Source organism: Bathymodiolus thermophilus thioautotrophic gill symbiont, from assembly GCF_003711265.1.
Taxonomy (GTDB): domain Bacteria; phylum Pseudomonadota; class Gammaproteobacteria; order PS1; family Pseudothioglobaceae; genus Thiodubiliella.
The window spans coordinates 1492416-1513681 of the sequence record NZ_CP024634.1 but is presented as its reverse complement, the minus strand read 5'-3'; the positions used below and the strand labels follow the sequence as shown (position 1 = coordinate 1513681).

Below are 21266 nucleotides of genomic sequence, written 5' to 3'. Positions count from 1 at the left end.
TATCAAGCCAAACTCTTCATAACTTCAGGCATATTATAGCCAACCTTCGCACCAGACCACAATTGATTAACCTCTCTTTTATAGTTAGCCACACCTTCGGTATCAGCAAAGGAATCAAAGGATGACATGTATTCAACTAACTTACTGATTTGTGCCTTGTCTAAATAGTGATAGCGGTCGTTGTTGGTGTCAATGCTGATGCAGATTTTTGCACTTTCATTGCTGTTGCTATTGGCAAAATAGTCTTCAATTAACACGCTGCCTTCTTGGTTGCGGTATTGTTTGGCGATGTCAACGCCGGTGTTGTCGCTTTGGTAATCGCTGTCGGCTTTGTTGGGTTTTATTAACGATCGGTGTTTAATCAAAAGGTTGTTGTTGCTTTTGTAATACATGGTGTCTTGATAACTGTCTAAATCAAAAGCGATGTAATCGTCTTTATCGGTGATGATTGTGCTAAAGATGTTGTCGTTGCCAACGATGAATATATCGGCGCCTGTGCCGCCAGTAACTTTGTTTTCTGTGCCGCCTAAATACAATAAGTCATCACCTGATCCTGCGTCAATCTTGTTGTCGCTTGAGTTTTTGTGCATATATAAAGAATCATCGCCGGCGTTTGCCATAATAGAAGACTGATGGCTGGCGACTTCTAGTTCGTCGTTGCCATCGCGTAGATAAACGATGTTTTTGTTGCCAAATACTTTGCCGTGGTCATTACCTTTGCCTAAGTCCATGACATTGTGAGCACCGATTAAAATACCGATGTCATCGCCAGTGTGACCGTGAATTTTGCCATAATTGCCAGTGGATACTAGATAGTCATCGCCTTCGTTGCCGGTGATATAGGCGCCCTCTCCAAATGCCCAAAGTTGGTCTCTGCCGGTACCGCCAAACAAAGTGTTGTAGCGACCTGAGGCAACGCCAATGTCATCGCCTTCGCCGCCAATGAACATGTGGTTTTGTCCGACATACACGGCGCTGTCATCGCCTTGGTTGCCGCTGATGGTGTTGCCTTCGCCAATGACATAGGCGACATCATCGCCTTTGCCACCCCAGACATTGTTGTTGGTGCCCATGAGTGCAAATAGGTCTTTGCCATCGCCACCCCATGCGAAGTTTTGGGCACCTATGTTGAAGAACAAATCGCCGTCATTGGACATAAAGCCAATGTCGGAGAAAAGCTCAAGTGCTTTGTCTTTTATGTTGGCAGAGTCTGTGGAGATGCTGCTGGATAGGGTTTCTGCCAGTTCTGGTAAACTGCTTAGGGTTTTGATTAGATTGGGTGTGAACATATTAAACAATGAGGGGAGTTTGAGACCGCTGAAGCCGAAGGCTTTGTTGCTTTTGTTCTTTTTGGATTCGCTGTCATCGTCTCCTGTGTTTGTGTTTGTGTTGTTGTCTTTGTTGTTTTCATCGTTATCATTGTTATTATCGTCGTCGTCATCGTCGTCCTTATCTTTGTCTTTAATGCCTAATGCATCTAAAGTGTTTTCACCCATGTCTTTGAACGATTCTCCTCCAGCGACTAATGCCTTAACAATGCGTTCTGGTTCAGATAAGGCGGCAATGGAGTTGCTAAAGGTGTCAGATACGGTGCCTAGGAGTTCTTTTAATAAATTTGATAGGGATAAATCGGGGGTGTTGGCTACGGCTTTGTAGATGTGGCCGAAGTTGGTGTATTTGTAACCCAGTATGTCGCCGAAGGTGATGTCTTTTGCTTGGGATGCCATTCCGTTGAGAATGCCGTTAATCAGTTTGGTTTTGACATTGCCGGGGGTGTAAGTAAAGGTGGTTTTGGGTTGACCGTCTAAGGTGTAGCCTTGTTGCATGATGCCGAATAAGGAGGCGACGGTGGTGTCTAAAACAGAGGAGAAGGTATCGCCGAACATAAAACTGAAATTGCCGTTGCCAATGAGGATGTCGGAGCCTTGTCCGCCGATTGTGAGGTTTAAACTAAAGTTGCTGATGTGTTCTTTGAAGTTTTGCTTTGCTTGTTGGCGTTTGCTTTCACGCTGCATAAAGTTATTGGCTTGTTTGTTGAGTGCCATTTCTATGTCGTATTTTAATCCTCGGTCAGAGACTGCGTTTTGACCGCCACTGATTAAGATTTTCTCATAGTTGGTGTCGCTGGTTCTGTCTAAGGAACTCATGCTGGTGGCAAACTTCTTGGTTTTCTTCCAACTCCATAAGGCGTTTTGTCCAGAGTTGCTTATGTCTGCCATACCTTGTAAAGAGCCTAAGATATTGGCAGAGCCGTCAAAAGGATTGACAAATGGAATCATGGGGAAGGAAGGGTCGGTGGCAATGATTAGGTCGTTTCTAACGCCGTGGTTGACCACGACATTTTTAGTGCCTATTAAGATTTGCACACCTTCTAATGCACGATAGCCCCCTATTTCAACAAAACGACTGCTGTCGCCTATATCACCGATGCTGACTAAAACATTGTTGCTGCCGTACATCAGTGTGTGGTGTGCGCCGTTGCCGACTTTGACATCTACATTGGTAGAGCCACCGAAGAGAGAGGCGTGGTCGCCACCGCCGATATCGATTTGCACATTGAGAGCGGGGGCGGACATACCGCCTGTTTTGGTGTTTTCATTGTCGTTATTGGCAGGGGCGTTGCCATTGGGCAATCTTCTGAGTTTATTTTGGTTAACGGCATTGGCAAAATCAGTTTGGCGTTTGTCGATATCGTCTAGTTTTTGTTTGGTTGTTTCTGTTTCCGATTCTGATTGCCCTTGTCCTTGCCCTTGAGCGTGCTTGTCGCTTGTTTCTTGATTTTCTGTACCTTGTGCGCTTTTGTCATTATCCAAGTCTTCGTTTAAGCGTCTACCATTATATTTAATCAAAGTGCCTTCGTCGTTATACACTCTGCTAACCACAGCGCCAGTTGCGCCAAGACTATAAACGGTTTTGGCAGCACTGTCTTTGTGCATCCAATTGCCTGCACCTGTGTTTGAAGTTAGTTTTCTGCCGTTTTCATCAACAGCAACATAACTACTTCTAACAGCAACAGGGGCTTTGATGTTTGATTGACTGAGTTTTTCGACCATTCTTCTGCCGTATTGACTGTCGTTATTGTCAGTAGGATTGTCTGATTCCATATTACAGCCAACGATGCTAATGCGTTGTATGTCTGCATTGCCTGCTAATGCTCGATTGAGTTCGGTAATATTTGCACTTAATTCATCAGCAGTTCTGCCGCCCATGGTTTGTGCGCCGTCCTTTTCTCTGCCATAACCCACAGCCACCATTTTGACCTTGCCGGTAATATCCTCAAGATCAAGGCCGTAAACCACTTGATGAGTGCCGTCTTTTTGCATTTGCACAATGGTGGTTTGTGCGGGGTGTTTAGAGGCGAGTCTAAAGGTACTGTCTCTAACATTGCCATCGGCTTCGGTTTGAATGAGGACTTGGTGGTCGTGGTTGGCTAGGCTGGGTTGGGGTTTTTGGGCTTCTGCGGTTAGTTTGTTGATTTGCTCTTGGCTTAAGTCAGCCCAGTTATGGAGGGGGGTGTCTTGGTGGGGGGTGGTTTCGGCTAGGTGATGAAGATTGTGCAGGGTTACTTCGAAATCTCCAGGGGATTTTGATAGCCATAGTTTCATTTTGTTATTTTCTAGTGTTGACTGCACACTGATTTTAACTCCATATTTATCACGCAATGCTTCAATTAATCCCTTGTAATGATTGAAATCTGCACCCTTGGGTGCATCGATGCTTATATTGTGCACAGGTTGTTGAGTGACTTCCGATACAAGTTTTAAGTTTTTTAAAGTTTCTTCTATTGTGGGAACCTCTTCCATTGTTATGTTGTGGACGATCTTTATTTCAAGTCCAAAATCAAATGCGTTACCCCTATAACTTAAGTGTGGTGTGCCTATACTTTTCCGTTCTAATAATTCTATAACACTTTTTGGCATTGTGGGATCCATGCAAAATACTGAACGCCCTTTAATAATGCTTACTTCGGAGCTTCTATCACGAGTAGCCATTGTTATTTGACTATCCCCAGGATCCGAATACATCAAAATACTTGCATCGAAGTCTTTACCAAAATTATCTAAAATTTGCCCCTGCTTCAATGCATTGTGCTCGGAAAGCCAACTATTATCTTTTTGTGTCTTGATGCTAATGTGTGCCATTGAGGCACCTGGAGGCAGATCTCCTTTAAACTGATGTAACATTTTTTGAGTTTCATCAAAGTTTCCAGCTTTGACATGAATTTTTAAGTTGCCTTGCAATTCATTAATGTGCTTATCACCATAAGTGCGTTCTATTTTTGGCGCCCCATCTTGATCAACAGAAAGAACAACATCGTAATGCTCATCTGTGTAAGAGTCGACAAGAACTATGTCGCCTTTTTCATTGAAAGCATAAGTTTCTTTGAGTTCGCTTGAACGATATTTTCCAGGTGAATCTGATTTTAACTGTGTTACTAGTCTCCTGCCATTGCTCCAACTGGTTACTGTATCTAATCTAACGCTTACTTTAGTGTTATTTATCCCCTCTTTTTGTAGAACAGGTAAAAGTCTTTTTGCATATTCGCCTCCTAAGCAACAAATAGGTAAACTGATTTTTTTCACCCTAGAGCCAGCGCCAACAGCCTGATTTAATACGCCGACATGTCTAGCGACTTCCTCAATGCTTCTATTGGAAACTCCATTTGGAGAGCCATGCCCATTAATGATAATCTTGAGGTCTCCTTTTGGTATTTTATCTAATTTAGGGCCATATACAACCGTATAATTACTGTCTTTGTCCATATGAACAATAGTTGCATTATGCGGGTATTTTTTTGCTTCTCTTCCTTCAATTTGTGACAAAGTCACATCATTTTCTATTGTTACAATAATTTGATGCTCATATCCTACAAATGGATTTATGTTGCCCATCTCTACTGCGGGTTGGCGCCATTTTTTAATTTTAGTTTGAGATCTTTCGGCTGTTTGAATTTGCTCCTTTACAACCAAACTATCTCGTTCAGCCCATTTACAAATTTCAGGATCATCCTTTGAAAGTTCTAAAAACTGATTGTAAACATTATTCAATTCTTTAATCTTTTTATCAACTTCCAATGCTTGGGCTTTCTCGATTTGTTCATATAGAGACAATGCGAGATCTTCGTACGCTTTTCGTTTTTCTTTCTTTAAAACTTGGACTTCGGCTCTGGAGGTAAAATCCGTTAAAGAAGAATATATTCTGTTCAATTCTGTTGAAATTTCTGAACCTCGGTTCTTTTCCAAATGTGCAATGAAATCTGACCTAACTCGCTCTAACTCAGCAAAAGAGGTTTCCAAACCATTTCTTTGCACTTCACGCAAAACATTAAGAGTGTCAGTCAAGATGTTGTAATGTTTACTTTGTTTACTAGATTGGAATTTTTTACTTTCAAGCAGCTTTTCTAACCTTTGTATTTCTTCATTGAGATCGTTCAATGGGTTTGTCAATACATTGGCAGTGGTTTTAACATTTTTAGTTTCTGAGGTAATGTTATTGTTCTCACTGTCCCAGCTGTAAATAGTTTTCTGACCACCTGTGCGCATGATTTTTCTACCATTGACATCCACTTCTATGTCTGCTGTTCTACCTGTTACCTCTACATTGGTTGCACCCCTGCCATTGTCGTATAATTTCTCTGCGACCAGTCTTGTAAAAGAAGTGGAGTCAAATGAAGCGCCATTTAAAATTGGTGATTTGTCTGTCTCACAACCAACTAAGGCAATACGACCTTCTTCTGTTTGCTTTATGTTAAGTTTTGTTTGTAAGTTTTTGATATGATCAGATAACTCATTAACACCCATTTCCCTCATTGACGATCCATGGGCTACTACATTGATGCGATATTTACCATCAACATTAACATTAACTTCATTGCCATTTACATTATAAATCTTAATATCGCCATTTTCTATTTTAGCAATATAACTATTTTCTGGATGTTTGTTGGCTAAAGCATTGGTGGCATTTTTGACTATGTCATCATTATTTTCTAACTGAAATATGATGTTGGTTTTGTATTGCGAGTCGCTGCCTTCACTTTGTAAAAGATTAGCCTCCTTTTTATTGCTATCCCAAATATAAACTATTTCGGTGTCGCTTGTTGGCGTGGCCTTGGTGTCATCAGGATTGTTTTTTATTTGCGTTTTTTTACTAGCAACTTCCACATTTTCAAGTGTCGGGGTGTCCTTGTAAATTGTTTCAGCAAAGGCTTTGGTTAGAGGTTGGTTAACATTATCGGTATCACAACTCACCAAAGCAATGCGTTCAATGTTGGTTGTGTGTCCATAAGTTTGTTGGAGTATTTTGACTTTATCTGCTAAGGCTTGTGCGCCCTCTTGGGTGAAATTAACACCACGATCAACAAAACTAAGGTGTACATTGCCTTTAGGGGTATAAAATTCTTCTGCTGGTGTAACCAGTTTGCCGTCAGCATCAAAATGAACAATAATGCTGTTATCAGGATGTTTATTCGCAAGGTCTTGAGCAGCCTTAATTGCGACTTCGCTATCGCCGTTTTGAACGATAATATTGGTTTGGTAATTGCTGAAATTTTCTACAGGCCTACAGCGAAAAATCATATCATCAGATACATTGGGCATATCTTGCACTAAAGAAAGCATATCAGACTGACTAGGGGGAAGAATGTCTTTATCGGTCATCACTTCGATTCTATCAATTGGTTGGGGGTTGTTTGGTTGATACAATACAGTGGGTTTAACGGGTGTGTTTTCAAGGTTGTAACTGACAATAGCAAGGTCTTGTTGTTTTTTTGCTTTATTTATTAATTTTTCTTTAAGTTCTGGATCTTTTTTTAGCAATTCTTCATCAACAAAAACAGCATGCATTTTATTGTTTTCATTGAATTTTTTAAGGAAAATTGTTGCCCTTTCATTTAATGCTTTAAGCCCTTTTATATTCATTTTTCTCTTATTTTTATGGGCAAGAGTATCAGGTCGGTCTATTGGTGGGTTAGCGGATACTGGATCGAAAACATAAAGCTGACCATCTTCACCCATTAACATTTGAAAATCGGGAATATACAGATCTGGATTTTGTTCAAACCTGCTCAACAAATTTTGAATATCATCCAAAGTTCTTTTTGTCATGTGCTCATCTTTCATTAGATTGTCCACACCTGGTCTAATAACTTCCGCATCCTGAATGTGTTCAACTAAAATTCCATGGTGCTGCTGCTGATCTTGATCAGTCATAACAATGGTTTTGTAATATGTTGGCGTTTTAATGCCAAGTTCTTGCATTTTATTAATCCAAGCAACTTCATTTTCCAGATTCCCGATCTTTTTTGTCGTTACAATGTCTAATTGCAAAAACAATAAATTGGGGTGATTTTTTAGGGCATAGGCAGTTTTTGTGCAGCCATTGCCAATCTTTTTGCCTATATCATTATGACTCAATGAATCGGGTATATCTTCAGGCAGCGTAGTATCACCCAATCCTAATCTTAAGTTTGCTAAAACTTCACCAACATTCGCAGAGCTTTCTGTCATCCAGGCAGCCCTATTATTTCCATAATCCCAACTATGAATGATTTTTTTGTTGTCATCACTCATCGTTTTAGAGCCATCTGTATTAATTTGCATATCGCTTAATCTGCCGGTAACACTGGCGCCTCTTAGGTGTTCTCGTGTATAAAGCTGTTCGGCATAACGCTTGCTAAGGTCTCCGTTGTTACAACCTACTAGAGCAGCACGATTTAAATAGGCGTGGCTATCCACTGAATCTATCTTGTAGCGTTGCACTATTTCATCCGTGTAATTTGCTAATTTTTCAGCACCAACCTTTTCCAATTCTTCTGGATGTCCAACAATATTGATTCGTACACTCGAATCAGGTATGAATTTCAGGCCGTCTGGAAAAACCAATTCACCTTGTTCATTAAGTGTCACAACAATGCTATTTTCAGGGTGTTTTCCACGCAATGATTCAACAGCATTCCTGGTAATTTCATCTTTGCCAATTGACACAATAATGTTGTGTTTATTTTTGCCATTGCTTTTAAGGTTTAAGGCTTCATATCCTTCAAGGGTGTTTGTACGAAAAGCTGAACTTTTACTTTGTCTCCAGCCTTGTTCTTTGGCAAAATTAAGGCAATCTTTTTTCAAATCAACACTTTGGGTTTCAGTGTCACGGGCAATGACTTCAACGGTATTAAAAGTCAATCTTTGACTGTGCCTTGGGCGATGGACAATCTTTTTCTGACCTGTAACAACATCATAAGTAACAATGATTTTATTTTTATCTTTCTGTGCATCGCTTAGCATTTGTTGTTTTAGTGCATCATCAGGTGACTCCCAAAGTTGTTTGTCAACATAGGTAATATGATTGAGTGTTTTGTCGGTAAAGCGTTTGTGGCGCTGTAAAACACATTGTTCAAATGCCTGTAAAGCATCTAACTGATCCACATGATTATTATTGCCGCTGCTATTGGTGTTAACATCAAGTGGATCCATAATGTAGAATTGACCATCTTCAGCAATAAGCCCTTGAAGATCTAACACATGTAAATTAGGGTTCGTTGCAAATATTTTTTGCAAATGCTTGATATCTTCTAAGGTTTGATTGTTGCTATTATTAAACCTTTCTGTATAAAATGAGCTTGTTAATAACATTCTAGCTTTGTAAGGCAACCTTACCTCATGTGCACCTTTAATTTTTTGCACAACCAAGCCATTTCGCACAACTGGACTGCGTCCCTTAGCATTAGATCTATTTACAAATGTGATTTGCTTATAACGCTTAGGTGTTTTTATGCCAAGAGAATCTAGCCGTTCTAACAACTTTATTTCGTTTTTAATAATAGTGGCTACATCCCGTTGTCTCAATAACAGCACCAATAAATCAGGTTGATTTTTCAAATCGTGGGCAGTTTTGTATGCACCCGATCCAATAAAATTTTCTATGTCTATTTCTCTATTGGTTAATGTGTCTGGGATGCTATCTATATCAATAGTGTCAGATGAGCCTTCGGAATCTGCACCACCCAACTTCAAACCCTTTAACACCTCAGCCACCCGCTTAGACTCTTCAGTTTGCTGGGTAACGATATCCAAATCAGCATTCCACTGATAAATCATCTTTTCACCCCCCACAACCATGGTCTTGGTACCGTCTGAGTTGATTTGTATATCTCCATGTCTGCCGGTTATTTCGGCACTTTTTAGTGCGGGGGTGTTGTTATAAATGGTCTTGGCGAAGTTGCGGGTGAGGTCTTGGTTGGCGCCGTCGGTGCTGCATCCTACTAGGGCGATGCGTTTGATGTTGGTGCTGGTGTTGCTGTAGGTTTGGTGGAGTGTTTGGGCTTTGTTTGCGAGTGATTGTGCGCCTTCTTGGCTTAGGTTGGTGCCGTGGTCGACAAAGTTAATGCGGGTGTCGCCTGTGGGGGTGTAGGGGGCGCCTTTGAGGGTGATGAGGTTGCCGTTTTGGTCGAATTTGACGAGGATGCTGGTGGTGGGGTGTTTGTTGAATAAGGCGTTGGCTGCTTCGATGACGGTGGGGTCGTTGCTGTTTTGGACGATGATGTTGCTTTGGTATTTGGATGTTTTTTGGGTGGATTGGGGGTTGGGTTGGGTATTGGGTTGGGTGCTGGGGGTTGTTGGGGTTGGGGTGAAGGGTAGGCCTCTTTTTGCGAAACTGTGTCTGGTGAGCCAGTTTGCGTGGAGTCTGGTGTTGGCTCTGTTGGTGGTGATGGCTTGTTGTAGTTGGGCGACGATGGCTTGGGTGTCGATGTCGTCGTCGGGGTCGTCGTCGGTGTTGACGGTGTAGGTGTTGTTGAGGGTGTCTTCAACTAGGGTGTTGATGGATTTGCCGTTGGCGATGATGTGGTATTCTATGCGGGTTACTTCGATGTCGTTTTCTTGGCCGTAGAGGTATTCTATTTGGTTGGTGGTGGTGTTGTAGTAGATGACAATGTCGTGTTTTGTTTTGAGTTGCATTGCTAGGTCAACATTTGCGTTGGATAGGCCGGTGATGATAAAGATTTGAGGTGCTTGGGAGGAGGGTAAGTTTTGGGAGGAGGGTAAGTTTTGGAAGAAGTGGTGATTGATTGTGGGTTTGAACCATTTTTGTGCTGTTTGGGTGTTTTGTTCTTCTTGGGTGTTTTGGGGGTTGTTGGGGTTATTGGGATTGTTGGGGTTGTTGTTATTGGTGGAGGTGCCTGTTCTAGAGTTGTTGTTAAGTTGGTAATTGCCAGAGGTTTGGTCGAAGGTGTCGTTGTCGCCTAGAGGGTTGGTTGTTGAGGTGGACATTTTGGCTTTTATTGAGAGTGAGGATTTGTTGTCGTCAAACATTTGGATGTTGGATATTTGGGCGCCGATGTCGTGTAAGGCGCTGTTTGAGAACAGTTTGGTGTTGGCGCTTAAGATTTGGCTTGAGGTGTAGAGTAAGGTGCCTTTGGTTGCTTGGTCGTTGGCTTTGATGAGGTAGTAGTTTATGGTTGTGTTGTCTCGTTCTATTTTTAGATAATCGCCTGCTGAGTAGAGGTATTGGTCGGTGGGGAATTCTTTGACGCATTGGTTGTTTTCGTAGACGGCGTTGATGTTGCCGGTGTTGTTGATGTGGATGGCAAAACTTGTTGTTGGGTTGTTGTTGTCGTTATTATTGTTGTTGCTGTCGCTGTTGTTGTTGGTAGACAATCCAACCATTAGGGCTTTGTTGTTGCTGCCTATTTTGACGATAACGCTGCCATTGTCTGTAAAGCCTTTGGCGGAGGTGATGTTGGTGTTCCAGCCGGTGTTGGCGGTTTTTTCGTAGAGGTTGCCGGTGTGGATTATGTTGTTGCTATTGTTGTTGTCGTTGGCGTTGCTGTTGTTAATGTTAAAGTTGGTGTCAAGGGGGATGTTGGCGAGTTCTATGGAGCGGGTGATGTTGCTGAAGTTGATGTTGTTGCCGTGTGTGTCTTTGACATCGATGAGAATGATGTCGTTTTTGTTGTCGATGTCAAAATCTTTGGCGTTGATTTGGTCGTTGATTGTAACGGTGTGGGTGAACTCTAATGTGTTGGTGATTGTGCCGTTGGTGCCTGTGAGGAAGAAGGCTTTGTTGGCGATAATAATTTTGTTGCTGCCGACTTTGGCGAGGGTAACGGCTTCGTCTAGGGTTAGGGTTACTTTGATTTCGTCGCCAACATTGAATTCGCCGTTGCTGTCGGCAACATCTCTGTTGATGTGCCAAGCGTTGTTTTTTAGGGGTTCTGGGGCGCCGGAATCGATGGATAGGTTTGAGTTTTTGCCAAAGATTTCAATTTCACGGAAGTTTTGTGCATCGCCGCTAAAGGTGAGTTTGACTTGGTCGAAGATAACATAGGTTGCGGGGGTGATGGTGACAATGTTGCCGGCATTGCTGATGGTGCGGCTGAGTACCACGACGCCGTCTTTGAGGAATTCAACGACTGAGCCGTTGATTCTGTTGGTGAAACTTTCACGGTTGTAGAGTTTAAAACTGCCGTTGCTGTAGTTGGCTGCGCCAAAATCAAACAAAATGTGTTTGCCGTCGGCATACATGGGGTGTGTGGCATAATCTAGGGCACCGCTTGCACTGGTGTTGCCATCGGTCATGCGTTGAATGTTGGTGGCGGCGTCATCGGTGTACCAACTGCTAACATTGGTGCTGATGGTTGCCAATCCTTGTTTGCTGAGGCTTAGGTTTTGTATGTTGGGGATGATGTCTATGCTGTTGGGAACCTTGCTAAGGTTGATGTTGTTGCCGTCTGTGTCTTTGATGTCGATTAGGACAATGTCGTTGTTTTTGTTGTTAATGTGAAAGGCGGTATCAATTTTGTCGTTGACTTGAACGGTGTAAGCGAACTCCAGGATGTTGGTGATTTTGCCGTTGACGCCTGTTAAGAGGAATTCTTTGCCGGCAATGATGACTTTGTTCTTGCCGACATTGGCGAGGGTGATGCGTTTATCTAGAGTTAGGGTTACTTTGATTTGGTCGCCGAGGGTGAAGACGCCTTTGCTTATGTTTTTGCTTTTTTTGGTGTTGTTGTCGCTGTTGTCGTTGTTGTCGTTGTCGTTGGTGCTGTTGTTGTTGGGTATGCTGTTGGTGTGCCAGGCGTTTGTGATGGGTTTGGGGGCGTGTACATCGATGGAAAGTGCTGAATAGTTGCCGCTAAATATTTGCATTTCTGACAATGTGGCGCCGACATCGTGGAAGGCGCTGTCTAAGAACAATTGGGTGTTGGCATTTGAGGTTTTTTTGGAGGTGTAAAGTAAAGTGCCTTTGGCAAGGGGGCCGTCGGCGGCTTTGATGTGGTAATACTTTATGCTGGTGCCTGAGCGAACGACTTTCATGTAGTCGCCTTTGGCGTAGGTTACGCCTGTGCAGTATATGCGTTCGCTGGATTCATAGACGATAAGTGTCTTGTTGGTGCCGGGGTCGGCGTATAGGGCGTAATCTAGGCTGTCGTAAGAATTGTTGCTGTTGTTGCTTGATAGGCCGAGCATTACTTTTTTGTTGGATGCGCCAATTTTGGCGATGACATAGCCGTCGTTAACAAAACCTTTGGTGGAGGCGACATCGGCATTCCAGTTGGCGTTGGCGGTTTTTTTGTAAACGCCGTTGATGTGGGTTATTCTATTATTACCGCCAATGACAAAGTCGGTGTTAAGGGATGCATTGGCGAGTGAGACGGCGCCGGTAATACTGCTGAAGTTGATGTTGTTACCGTCGGTGTCTTTGATGTCATTTAGGACAATGTCTTTTTTACTGTTGATGTTAAAATCTTCGGCGTTGATGTTGTCATTGGCTTGTACGGTGTAAGTGAATGTTAGGGTCTTGGTGGTATCGCCGTTGGTGCCTGTTAAAAAGAAGTCTTTGTTGGCGATGGTGATTTTGTTGCTGTCAACTTTGGCGAGGGTAACGGCTTCGTCTAAGCGTAAGGTTACTTTGATTTCATTGCCAACGGTAAAGGCGCCACCGCTATCGGCAATGTCTCTATTGATACGCCAAGCGTTATGTTTTAGGGGCTCTGGGGCGCCAGCGTCTATTGATAGGCTGGCGTTTTTGCCAAAGATTTCAACTTCACGGAAGTTTTGTAAATCGCCATTAAAGGTGAGTTTGACTTGATCAAAGACAATGTCGCTGCTGGGGGTGATTTCAATAACATTGCCAGCATCGCTGATGGTGCGGATGGAAACCACGACGCCGTCTTTGAGGAACTCAACGACTGAGCCGTTGATTCTACTGGTTAGGATTTTGCGGTTATACAACTTAAAACTGCCGTTGTTGTAATTAACCCCTTTAAAATCAAATAAGATGTGTTTGCCATCGGCATTTTTTGGATGTGTGGCATAATCTAGTGCACCGTTTGCACGGGTGTTGCCATCGGTCATGCGTTGAATGTTGCTGTTGGTGTTGTTGGCATACCAGCGGGTGATGTTGGTGGTGATTGTTGCCAGTCCTTTGTTGTTAAGGGCAAGGTTTTGGCTGTTGGGGGTGATGTCTATGCCGTTAGAGAGGTTGCCAAAGTCGATGCTGTTGCCGTCTGTGTCTTTGATGTCGGTTAAGACAATGTCGTCTTTGTTGTCAATTAAAAAGGCGCTGTTGATTTTGTCGTTAAGTTGAACGGTGTAAGCAAACTCTAAGGTTTTGGTAACGGTGCCATTGGTGCCGGTTAAGAGGAATTCTTTGCCAGCAATAATGATTTTGTTACTGCCAACTTTGGCTAAGGTAACGGCTTCATCGATGTTTAGGGTTATTTTAATTTCATTGCCAAGGGCAAAAGCACCTTGGTCGTTAACAGTACCACTGATGTGCCAAGCGTCCTTGGTGGGTTTGGGGGCGTAAACATCCACTGAAAATGCCACATGACTGCCACTAAATATTTGCATGTTTGATAATTTGGCACCTGCACCATAAAGAGAACTGTCTAAAAACAATTGGGTGTTGGCATTTGAGGTGTTGTTTGAAGTGTAGAGTAAGGTGCCTTTGGCAAGTGCGCCGTCAGCTGCCTTAATGTGGTAGTACTTGATGGTGCTGCCTGATCTGGCGATTTTTATATAGTCGCCAACGGCATAACTCACTTGTGTGTCTTTTTTGTAATGACCTTTTTCATAGATTAAAAAGGTATTGTCGGACACATACAAAGCATAATCCATATTATGGGTGCTGTTGTTGGTATTGACACTTGAGAGCCCTACTCTCATGTGTTTGCCAAGGGAGCCAATCTTGGCGATGGCATAGCCATCATTGGTAAAGCCTTTGGCGGAAGTGATATTGGTGTTCCAATTGCTTGCAAGGATTTTTTCATACACGCCATCAGTGTGTGTTATGGTGCTCAAGTTAGGCAAAACAAATGAATGAAAACTGGCAATAAGAGGTTTGGTGTTAATAACAAGGTCGGTGTCAATCAATTTGTTGCTCAGTCCAACAGGGCTGGTGGCATTGCTCATATCCACTGAATTGCCTTTGTCATCTACCACGCCTGTTAAAAGAACATCGTAACGCATACTGGTGGCAATCAGTTTGTCGTTGGCTTGAATGGTGTAGGTAAAATCTAAGGTATTGGTAACGGTGCCGTTGGTACCTGTTAAAAGGAATTCTTTGCCGGCAACCACGATTTTATTGCGACCGACATTGGCAAGGGTAACGCGTTTGTCTAAAGTGAGTGTTGCTTTGATGGTATCGCCAATGGTAAAGATGCCTTTGCTGTTGGCGGGTTCGCAGTCTATGTGCCAAGCGTTGGTAGTGGGTTTTGGTGCGTAAACATCGACGGAAAGAGTGGGTTTGTTGCCACTTAATATTTGCATCTCTGATAACTTAGCACCTATGCTGTGAAAGGCACTGTCTAAGAACAATTGGGTGTTGGCATTTGAGGTTTTGCTGGAAGTGTAAAGTAAAGTGCCTTTGGCAAGGAGGCCGTCAGCGGCTTTGATGTGGTAATACCTTATGGTGGTGCCTGAGCGAACGACTTTCATATAGTCGCCAATGGCATAAGCAACACCGGTGTCTTTTTTACGATCGCCATTCTCATAGATGACAAACTTACTACCGATACCGCCATCTGCATACAAAGCATAATCTATGCTGCCGTAAGAATTGTCGGTGTCGTCACTGGAGAGTCCAAGCATCATGCTTTTGCCAAGGGCGCCAATTTTGGCGATGACATAGCCGTCGTTAACAAAGCCTTTGGTGGAGGTTACATCGCTGTTCCAGCCGGCATTGGTGGTTTTTTCATAAACGCCGTTGGTTAAGGTGATGCGTTTATCACTGCTGATGGTTAGGTTGTTGTCAAGTGAGGTGTTAGACAGTTTGACGGGGGTGGTGTAGGTGATGCTGTCAAAATTAATGTTGTTGCCGTCGCTGTCTGTGACATTGTTGAGAATAATGTCGTTTTTGTTGCTGATGTTAAAGTACTGGGCGTCAATTTTGTCGTTGATTTGAACGGTGTAAGTGAATACCAGTGTGTTGGTAACGGTGCCATTTTCACCGGTTAATAAGAAGGCTTTGCCAGCAATCATAATTTTGTTGCTGCCAACCTTGGCTAAGGTTACGGCTTCGTCTATGGTGAGGGTTAATTTGATTTTATCACCGAGGGTGAAGACGCCGTTGTTATCGGCGGTTGTGGTGTCTATTTGCCATGCGTTGGTGCTGATGGGTTTGGGTGCGTAGACATCTACTGAGAATGGCAGATGATTGTTGCTGAATATTTGCATTGCTGATAATTTGGCACCTACGCTGAGAAAGGCGCTGTCTAAGAACAATTGGGTGTTGGCATTTGAGGTTTTTTTGGAGGTGTAAAGTAAAGTGCCTTTGGCAAGGGGGCCGTCGGCGGCTTTGATGTGGTAATACTTTATGCTGGTGCCTGAACGAACGACTTTCATATAGTCGCCAATGGCATAAGCAACACCGGTGTCTTTTTTACGATCGCCATTTTCATAGATAACAAACTTACTGCCGATGCCGCCATCTGCATACAAAGCATAATCTATGCTGCCGTAAGAATTGTCGGTGTCGCCACTGGAGAGTCCAAGCATCATGCTTTTGCCAAGGGCGCCAATTTTGGCGATGACATAGCCGTCGTTAACAAAGCCTTTGGCAGAGGTAACATCGGCATTCCAGCCAGCGCCAGAGGTTTTTTCATAAGTGTCGTTGGTACGGGTTATTCTGTTGCCACCGCCGATATCAAAATTGGTGTCAAGTGATGTTTTGGAGAATTGTATGGGGCTGGTAATACTGCTGAAGTCGATGTTGTTGCCGTCTGTGTCTTTAACATCAGTTAGGGTGATGTCGTATTGGTTATCGATATTAAAGTCTTTGGTGCCTATTGTGTCGTTTGCTTGAATGGTATAGACAAATTCTAGGGTGTTGGTGCTGGTGTTGTTTTCACCGGTTAATAAGAAGGCTTTGCCAGCAATCATAATTTTGTTGCTGCCAACTTTGGCTAAGGTAACGGCTTCATTTAAGATGAGGGTTACTTTGATTTTGTCGCCAATGGTTAGGATGTTGTTTGTGTTGTCTGTATTGTCTGTGTTGCTGGTTTCGCCTTTTATGTGCCAAGCATCGGCAATGGGTTTTGGTGCGTGTACATCTATGGTGTATGGGCTTATGTTGCTTAGTCCCTTGACTAGCTTTACATGGGTAAGGGTAAGGTTTTTGTCTTTGATGGAGGTGTCAATGTGTAGTGCTGAGGTGGCGGATATGCCGGTTTGGGTGGCGAGTATGCGGAGGGTGTTGCCGTTGTGGTCGAGGTGGTAATAGCGAATGGTGGTGCCGTGGCGTTCAATCTTAATTTGGTCACCTGCTTGGTAGCGATAATTTAAATCGGTGTATTTGGTGTTGTTGTTGCGAACATCTTTTATTTTGTTGTTGTGAATAAAAACGGCGTGTTCAATGGTTTTGTAACTGCCGTCTGGGTTGTCGGTGGACAGGCCGAGCATCAAGCCTTTTCTGGCAGAGGTGGCGTTTAGGGTAAAAATGGCATAGCCATCGCCGACAAAACTTTCTTGAGAAAAGGCATCGGTATTCCAAGAGGCATCGCTTGATTCTTTACTAATGGTATAACCTTGGAATGTATTGCCAGATACGCTTAAGTTGCGTTGGTCAAATTTAGTGGCAATGGTGTTGTTGAGTGAGATGGGGTAAATGATGTTGGTAAAAGTAGGCGGATAGCCGTCGTTGTCAGAGATGCCACTGATGATGAGATCGGAGAAGGATTGAATGGCAAAACTTTTGCCTTGGGTAAAGGCATCGTTGATTTGGACGGTGTGTTCAAAGATTAATTGTGTGTTTTTTACTGTGATTTCATCTGGATTGGTAGAGGGGTCGGCAAACCCTTTGTTGGCACAAAGGGAGAAGACCAAGCCGTTGATGATGACCTTGGAGTCGGCAGCGTATTTTGCTTTGCCTTCTTGGTATTTCATGGCTCTGTCCATGGTTAAGGCAATCATGACTTTATCGCCTATTTCAAAAACACTTTTGGTGGCTGGGTGTTGGCTTGTTGGATAGACTTTCATGGCAACTAAGGCAGGTCCTTTTTGCTTGATGGCTTTGCTGCCGATTTCTTGATTTTTTAGATGGGCATCTCCCAAGCGTTGACTGGCGCCTTGTTGTTCCTTTTGTTGGTGTAATTGATTCTTTTGGTTGCGTTGTTTGACATTGTTGAGCTCTTGTTGTGTTTTGCTTTTGCTTTTGTCAATGCCACCTTTGCTGTTTTCGATGTCTTGATTGGCACCGTTTGTTATTTTGTCGGTGTTGCCGAATTGTGTATAACTGTTGTGGTAATCGCTTTGTCCACTTTGGTTTAGTTCGTCGAGTCCGGTGGAATGTGTTTGACTTTGTCCTTGGCCTTGTCCTTGGCTTTGAGTTTGAGTTGGTATTAAACTATTGTTGTTATTGTTTAAAAAGGCTGTTACTGTTTGTGCGTCATGATTGGCGTCTTCTTCGTTGACTCGTGTGTCGGATTTTAAAGTGTTGACGGTTTGTTTGTCTTTGCTTGATTGGGTGTCTATATCTGAATCTTCGTTGGCGTCTGTGTCTTGGTATTGTGATTGGTCAATGTCTTTATTGGCAGAGTTTACATTTTGGGTGTACTCGGTTTTTGTTTTGGGGGTGGAGTGGCTGGTGCCACGGAGTTTGGTTGTGTCTGCTTCATCGCCGTTGATGACTGTGCCGATGGTTTGGCTGACTAAGACACTTTTGGCGGTTTCTTTTAAGTTAGACAGCATGCCTTGCATTAGGGCTTTCATTTTGGCGGTAACGCTTTGTTTGTTGGTGCGTATTTCAATCATAGCGCCGTAGAAATCGCCGTCGCCGATTTTGACAGTGATGTTGCCTTTGCCTGCGGCTAAGGCGACATTCATACCATCGCCATAGCGTACATTGATGTTGTAATCGCCTTTCATAACAGCGACATTAACGCCGTGTCCGACGCGGGTGTTGAGGTTGTATTTACCAATCAAAGCGTTGACGGCGATGCCATCGCCAACAAGGGTGTTGACATTGAATTTACCGATGGAAAGCCCGACATGGAAGCCGTCGCCGACTTTGGTGGTAATGTTGGCTTTGCCGATGGCAACCATTGCGCTGTGGCCAGAGCCGACTTTGGTTATCAAATTGCCTTCGCCAATACCAATTTGCAAACTGTCGTTGTCGCCAACTGAGGTGAGTATATTAAGTCGACCGATGCCAGCTTGTATGGTTTGACCGAGACCGACTTTGCTGATGACATTAGCATCGCCAATGCCAACACCTAGCATAGCGCCATTACCGACATGGGTAATGATATTGGCTCGACCTACAGCAAATGTGACCATACTGCCTTCGTTGTTGCTACCGAGTAATGCAGCGCCAGTGGCTTTGAGTGCGTCAAAGCCTGATTCTAAGAATTTTTGTGGGGCAGAGAAGATGTCTCCTCTTGGGAACAGACGATGTCTTTCTAAAACGGGGTCTGAAACGATGGCGTCAAGTGGGGACACGGTAACGCTGAAGTCTGCCAATGAAGAGATTCGGGTAACGATGTTTGCTTGGCCTATTACTAGGCTAACGGTGTTGCCATCGCTGCTGCCTGCTAAATTAATATGGGTCACAATATTGGCTTGACCGATGGCGGCTGTTATTAGATTGCCTGCGCCAATTTTGGTAACAATATTGGCTTCACCAACGGCAAATACAACTGAGAATCCATTGCCGATATGGGTAAAAATATTACCCCCTCCAATCATGGTTGCTAAGGTGGTGCCATTGCCAACTTTGGTAAAGACATTGGTACATCCGCCTATCATTAAAGCGGCACTAAAGCCGTTGCCAATATGGGTGAAAACATTGGCAGTGCCTGCAAGCATGATTGCGACTGAGGCGCCGTTGCCAATTTTAGTAAAGATATTGGCTTGTCCCCCTATCATCAATACAGCACTTGGGCCATCGCCAATGTGGGTGAAAATATTACCCCCTAATGAAAACATAACTGCCAATGTAGCACCGTTGCCAACTTTGGTGAAAAAGTTAGCACCTGTGGATATCATTAATGCAGCAGTCATGCCGTTGCCGACATGGGTGAGGACATTGCCAGTGCCAAACATACCGACAATAACATCGCCATCGCCGACTTTGGTGGCAATGTTGCCTATGCCTAGCATAAGTAAATAAACATTGCCATTGCCGATGTGGGTAACAACATTGGCAAGACCGAACAACAGGGCTATTATATCGCCATTACCTGATTTGGTAATAACATTGGCACCGCCAAGCATTCTGGTTTGAATATCGCCATCGCCGATGTGGGTAAGGACATTGCCACCACCATACATAGATATGTTAATGTCGCCATTGCCGTCTTTGGTAACCACATTCAAACCGCCGAGTAAAGAGCCGCTAATGTCGCCTGTAGAAAAGTCAGTGAAGACATTGGCACCAGCCAAAAGATGGAGTATGGAATCTCCAGTGCCCTCTCTGGTGATGATATTGGCACCACCGAACAATTCAGCACTCAAGGTGCCGTGTCCTTTGTAGGTAACAATATTGGCTATGCCAATACCTGTCAAACTTAAATCACCTTTGCTAACATCTACATTGACGATATTGCCTAGAGAAATAAGTATTAAATTTGTATCGCCACGACCGTATCTGTCTATTTTGTTTAAACGGAAGCCGCCGAGTTTTGCTTTTAATTTGCCATCTGTTGACCAAGTAACGATATTACCACCACCCAAGATGGTTAAATCTCCATTGCCTTTTATGCCAGAACGGGTAATAAAGTTACCACCACCACCGCCTATAAAGGTCATATTGCCATAATCCCCTGTGTGATCAACTTTGTTGATAATGCCAATGCCTTTAAACGAAAGGTTGCCATTGGCAGAATGTTTGACAACATTGGCACCACCACCGCCAATAAAGTCGGTGTTGCCATATTCGGCTGTATTGATAACATGATTACCTATGCCTACACCTTTGAAGAAGACATTGCCTTTGTATCCGCCTCGTCGTTCTACTTTGTTGTATCCACCAATGCCTCTAAAGTTAATGTTGCCTTGGTGCGTGATATTGGTCACTTTGTTGTAAAAGCCTGCACCTGTGAAAACAATGTTGCCTGAAATGCCTCGTCGTTCTACTTTGTTGTAAGCACCTATGCCACTGAAATAGATATTGCCTTGGTTGGCAGTGTTGGTAACTTTGTTTAACGCACCAGCACCTTTGAAATTAATAGTGCCACGCTCTCCACCTCGTCGTTCCACCACATTCGACATACCGGCACCTGTGAAATCAATATTGCCATACTTGACATCGTTGATCACCCTATTTGAAATACCAATACCTAAAAATGAAATATTACCTGTATTGCCATGACGATACACATCGTTACTTGCCGCTGCACCATCAAAATTAATATTGCCCGATCGACCCGTATGTCGCAAAGTCATTGCCCCAGAAAGACCCGTCACAGACATATTGCCCCAATCGCTTTTATTGATATTCATAAGGCCAGCAGCACCATAAATACTCAAGTCTCCCCAAGTGTCATAAACATCAAGCTTTAAACTGGCAGCATAGACCGTGTCATTCCCCCCATGCATATAAACACCATCCCCCCATACGGCAAAACCAAGCGCAGTTAGTGTGTTATCGCCATCATCTCCAACATAACTGCCGGTTACAAAGTATACAATGCTGTCGACAACGGATCTGAATATGTTTACTACGGAGCCCATGGGAGCCTTGGGTTTGTAGGTGAATATAGAGGGTTAAAAGTGGGTTTTTGATAATAACTTGTGTTTCTATAATAACTTATATTTTTTTTGTAAGAAGGG

Annotated in this window: 1 protein-coding gene; it reads right to left on the bottom strand. The window is 43.4% G+C overall.

What is annotated here, in order from left to right:
• Positions 1-2: 2 nt before the first annotated feature.
• The gene (locus MS2017_RS05360; RefSeq protein ID WP_122951512.1) at positions 3-21167 is read right to left on the bottom strand and encodes a C80 family cysteine peptidase; all 21165 of its coding nucleotides are present in this window, start codon (positions 21165-21167) and stop codon (positions 3-5) included.
• Between the last annotated feature and the right edge of the window lie 99 nt (positions 21168-21266).

Coding starts and splice junctions, on each gene's coding strand:
- MS2017_RS05360 (WP_122951512.1), bottom strand. CDS start 21,167: ATGGGCTCCGTAGTAAACATATTCAGATCCGTTGTCGACAGCATTGTA.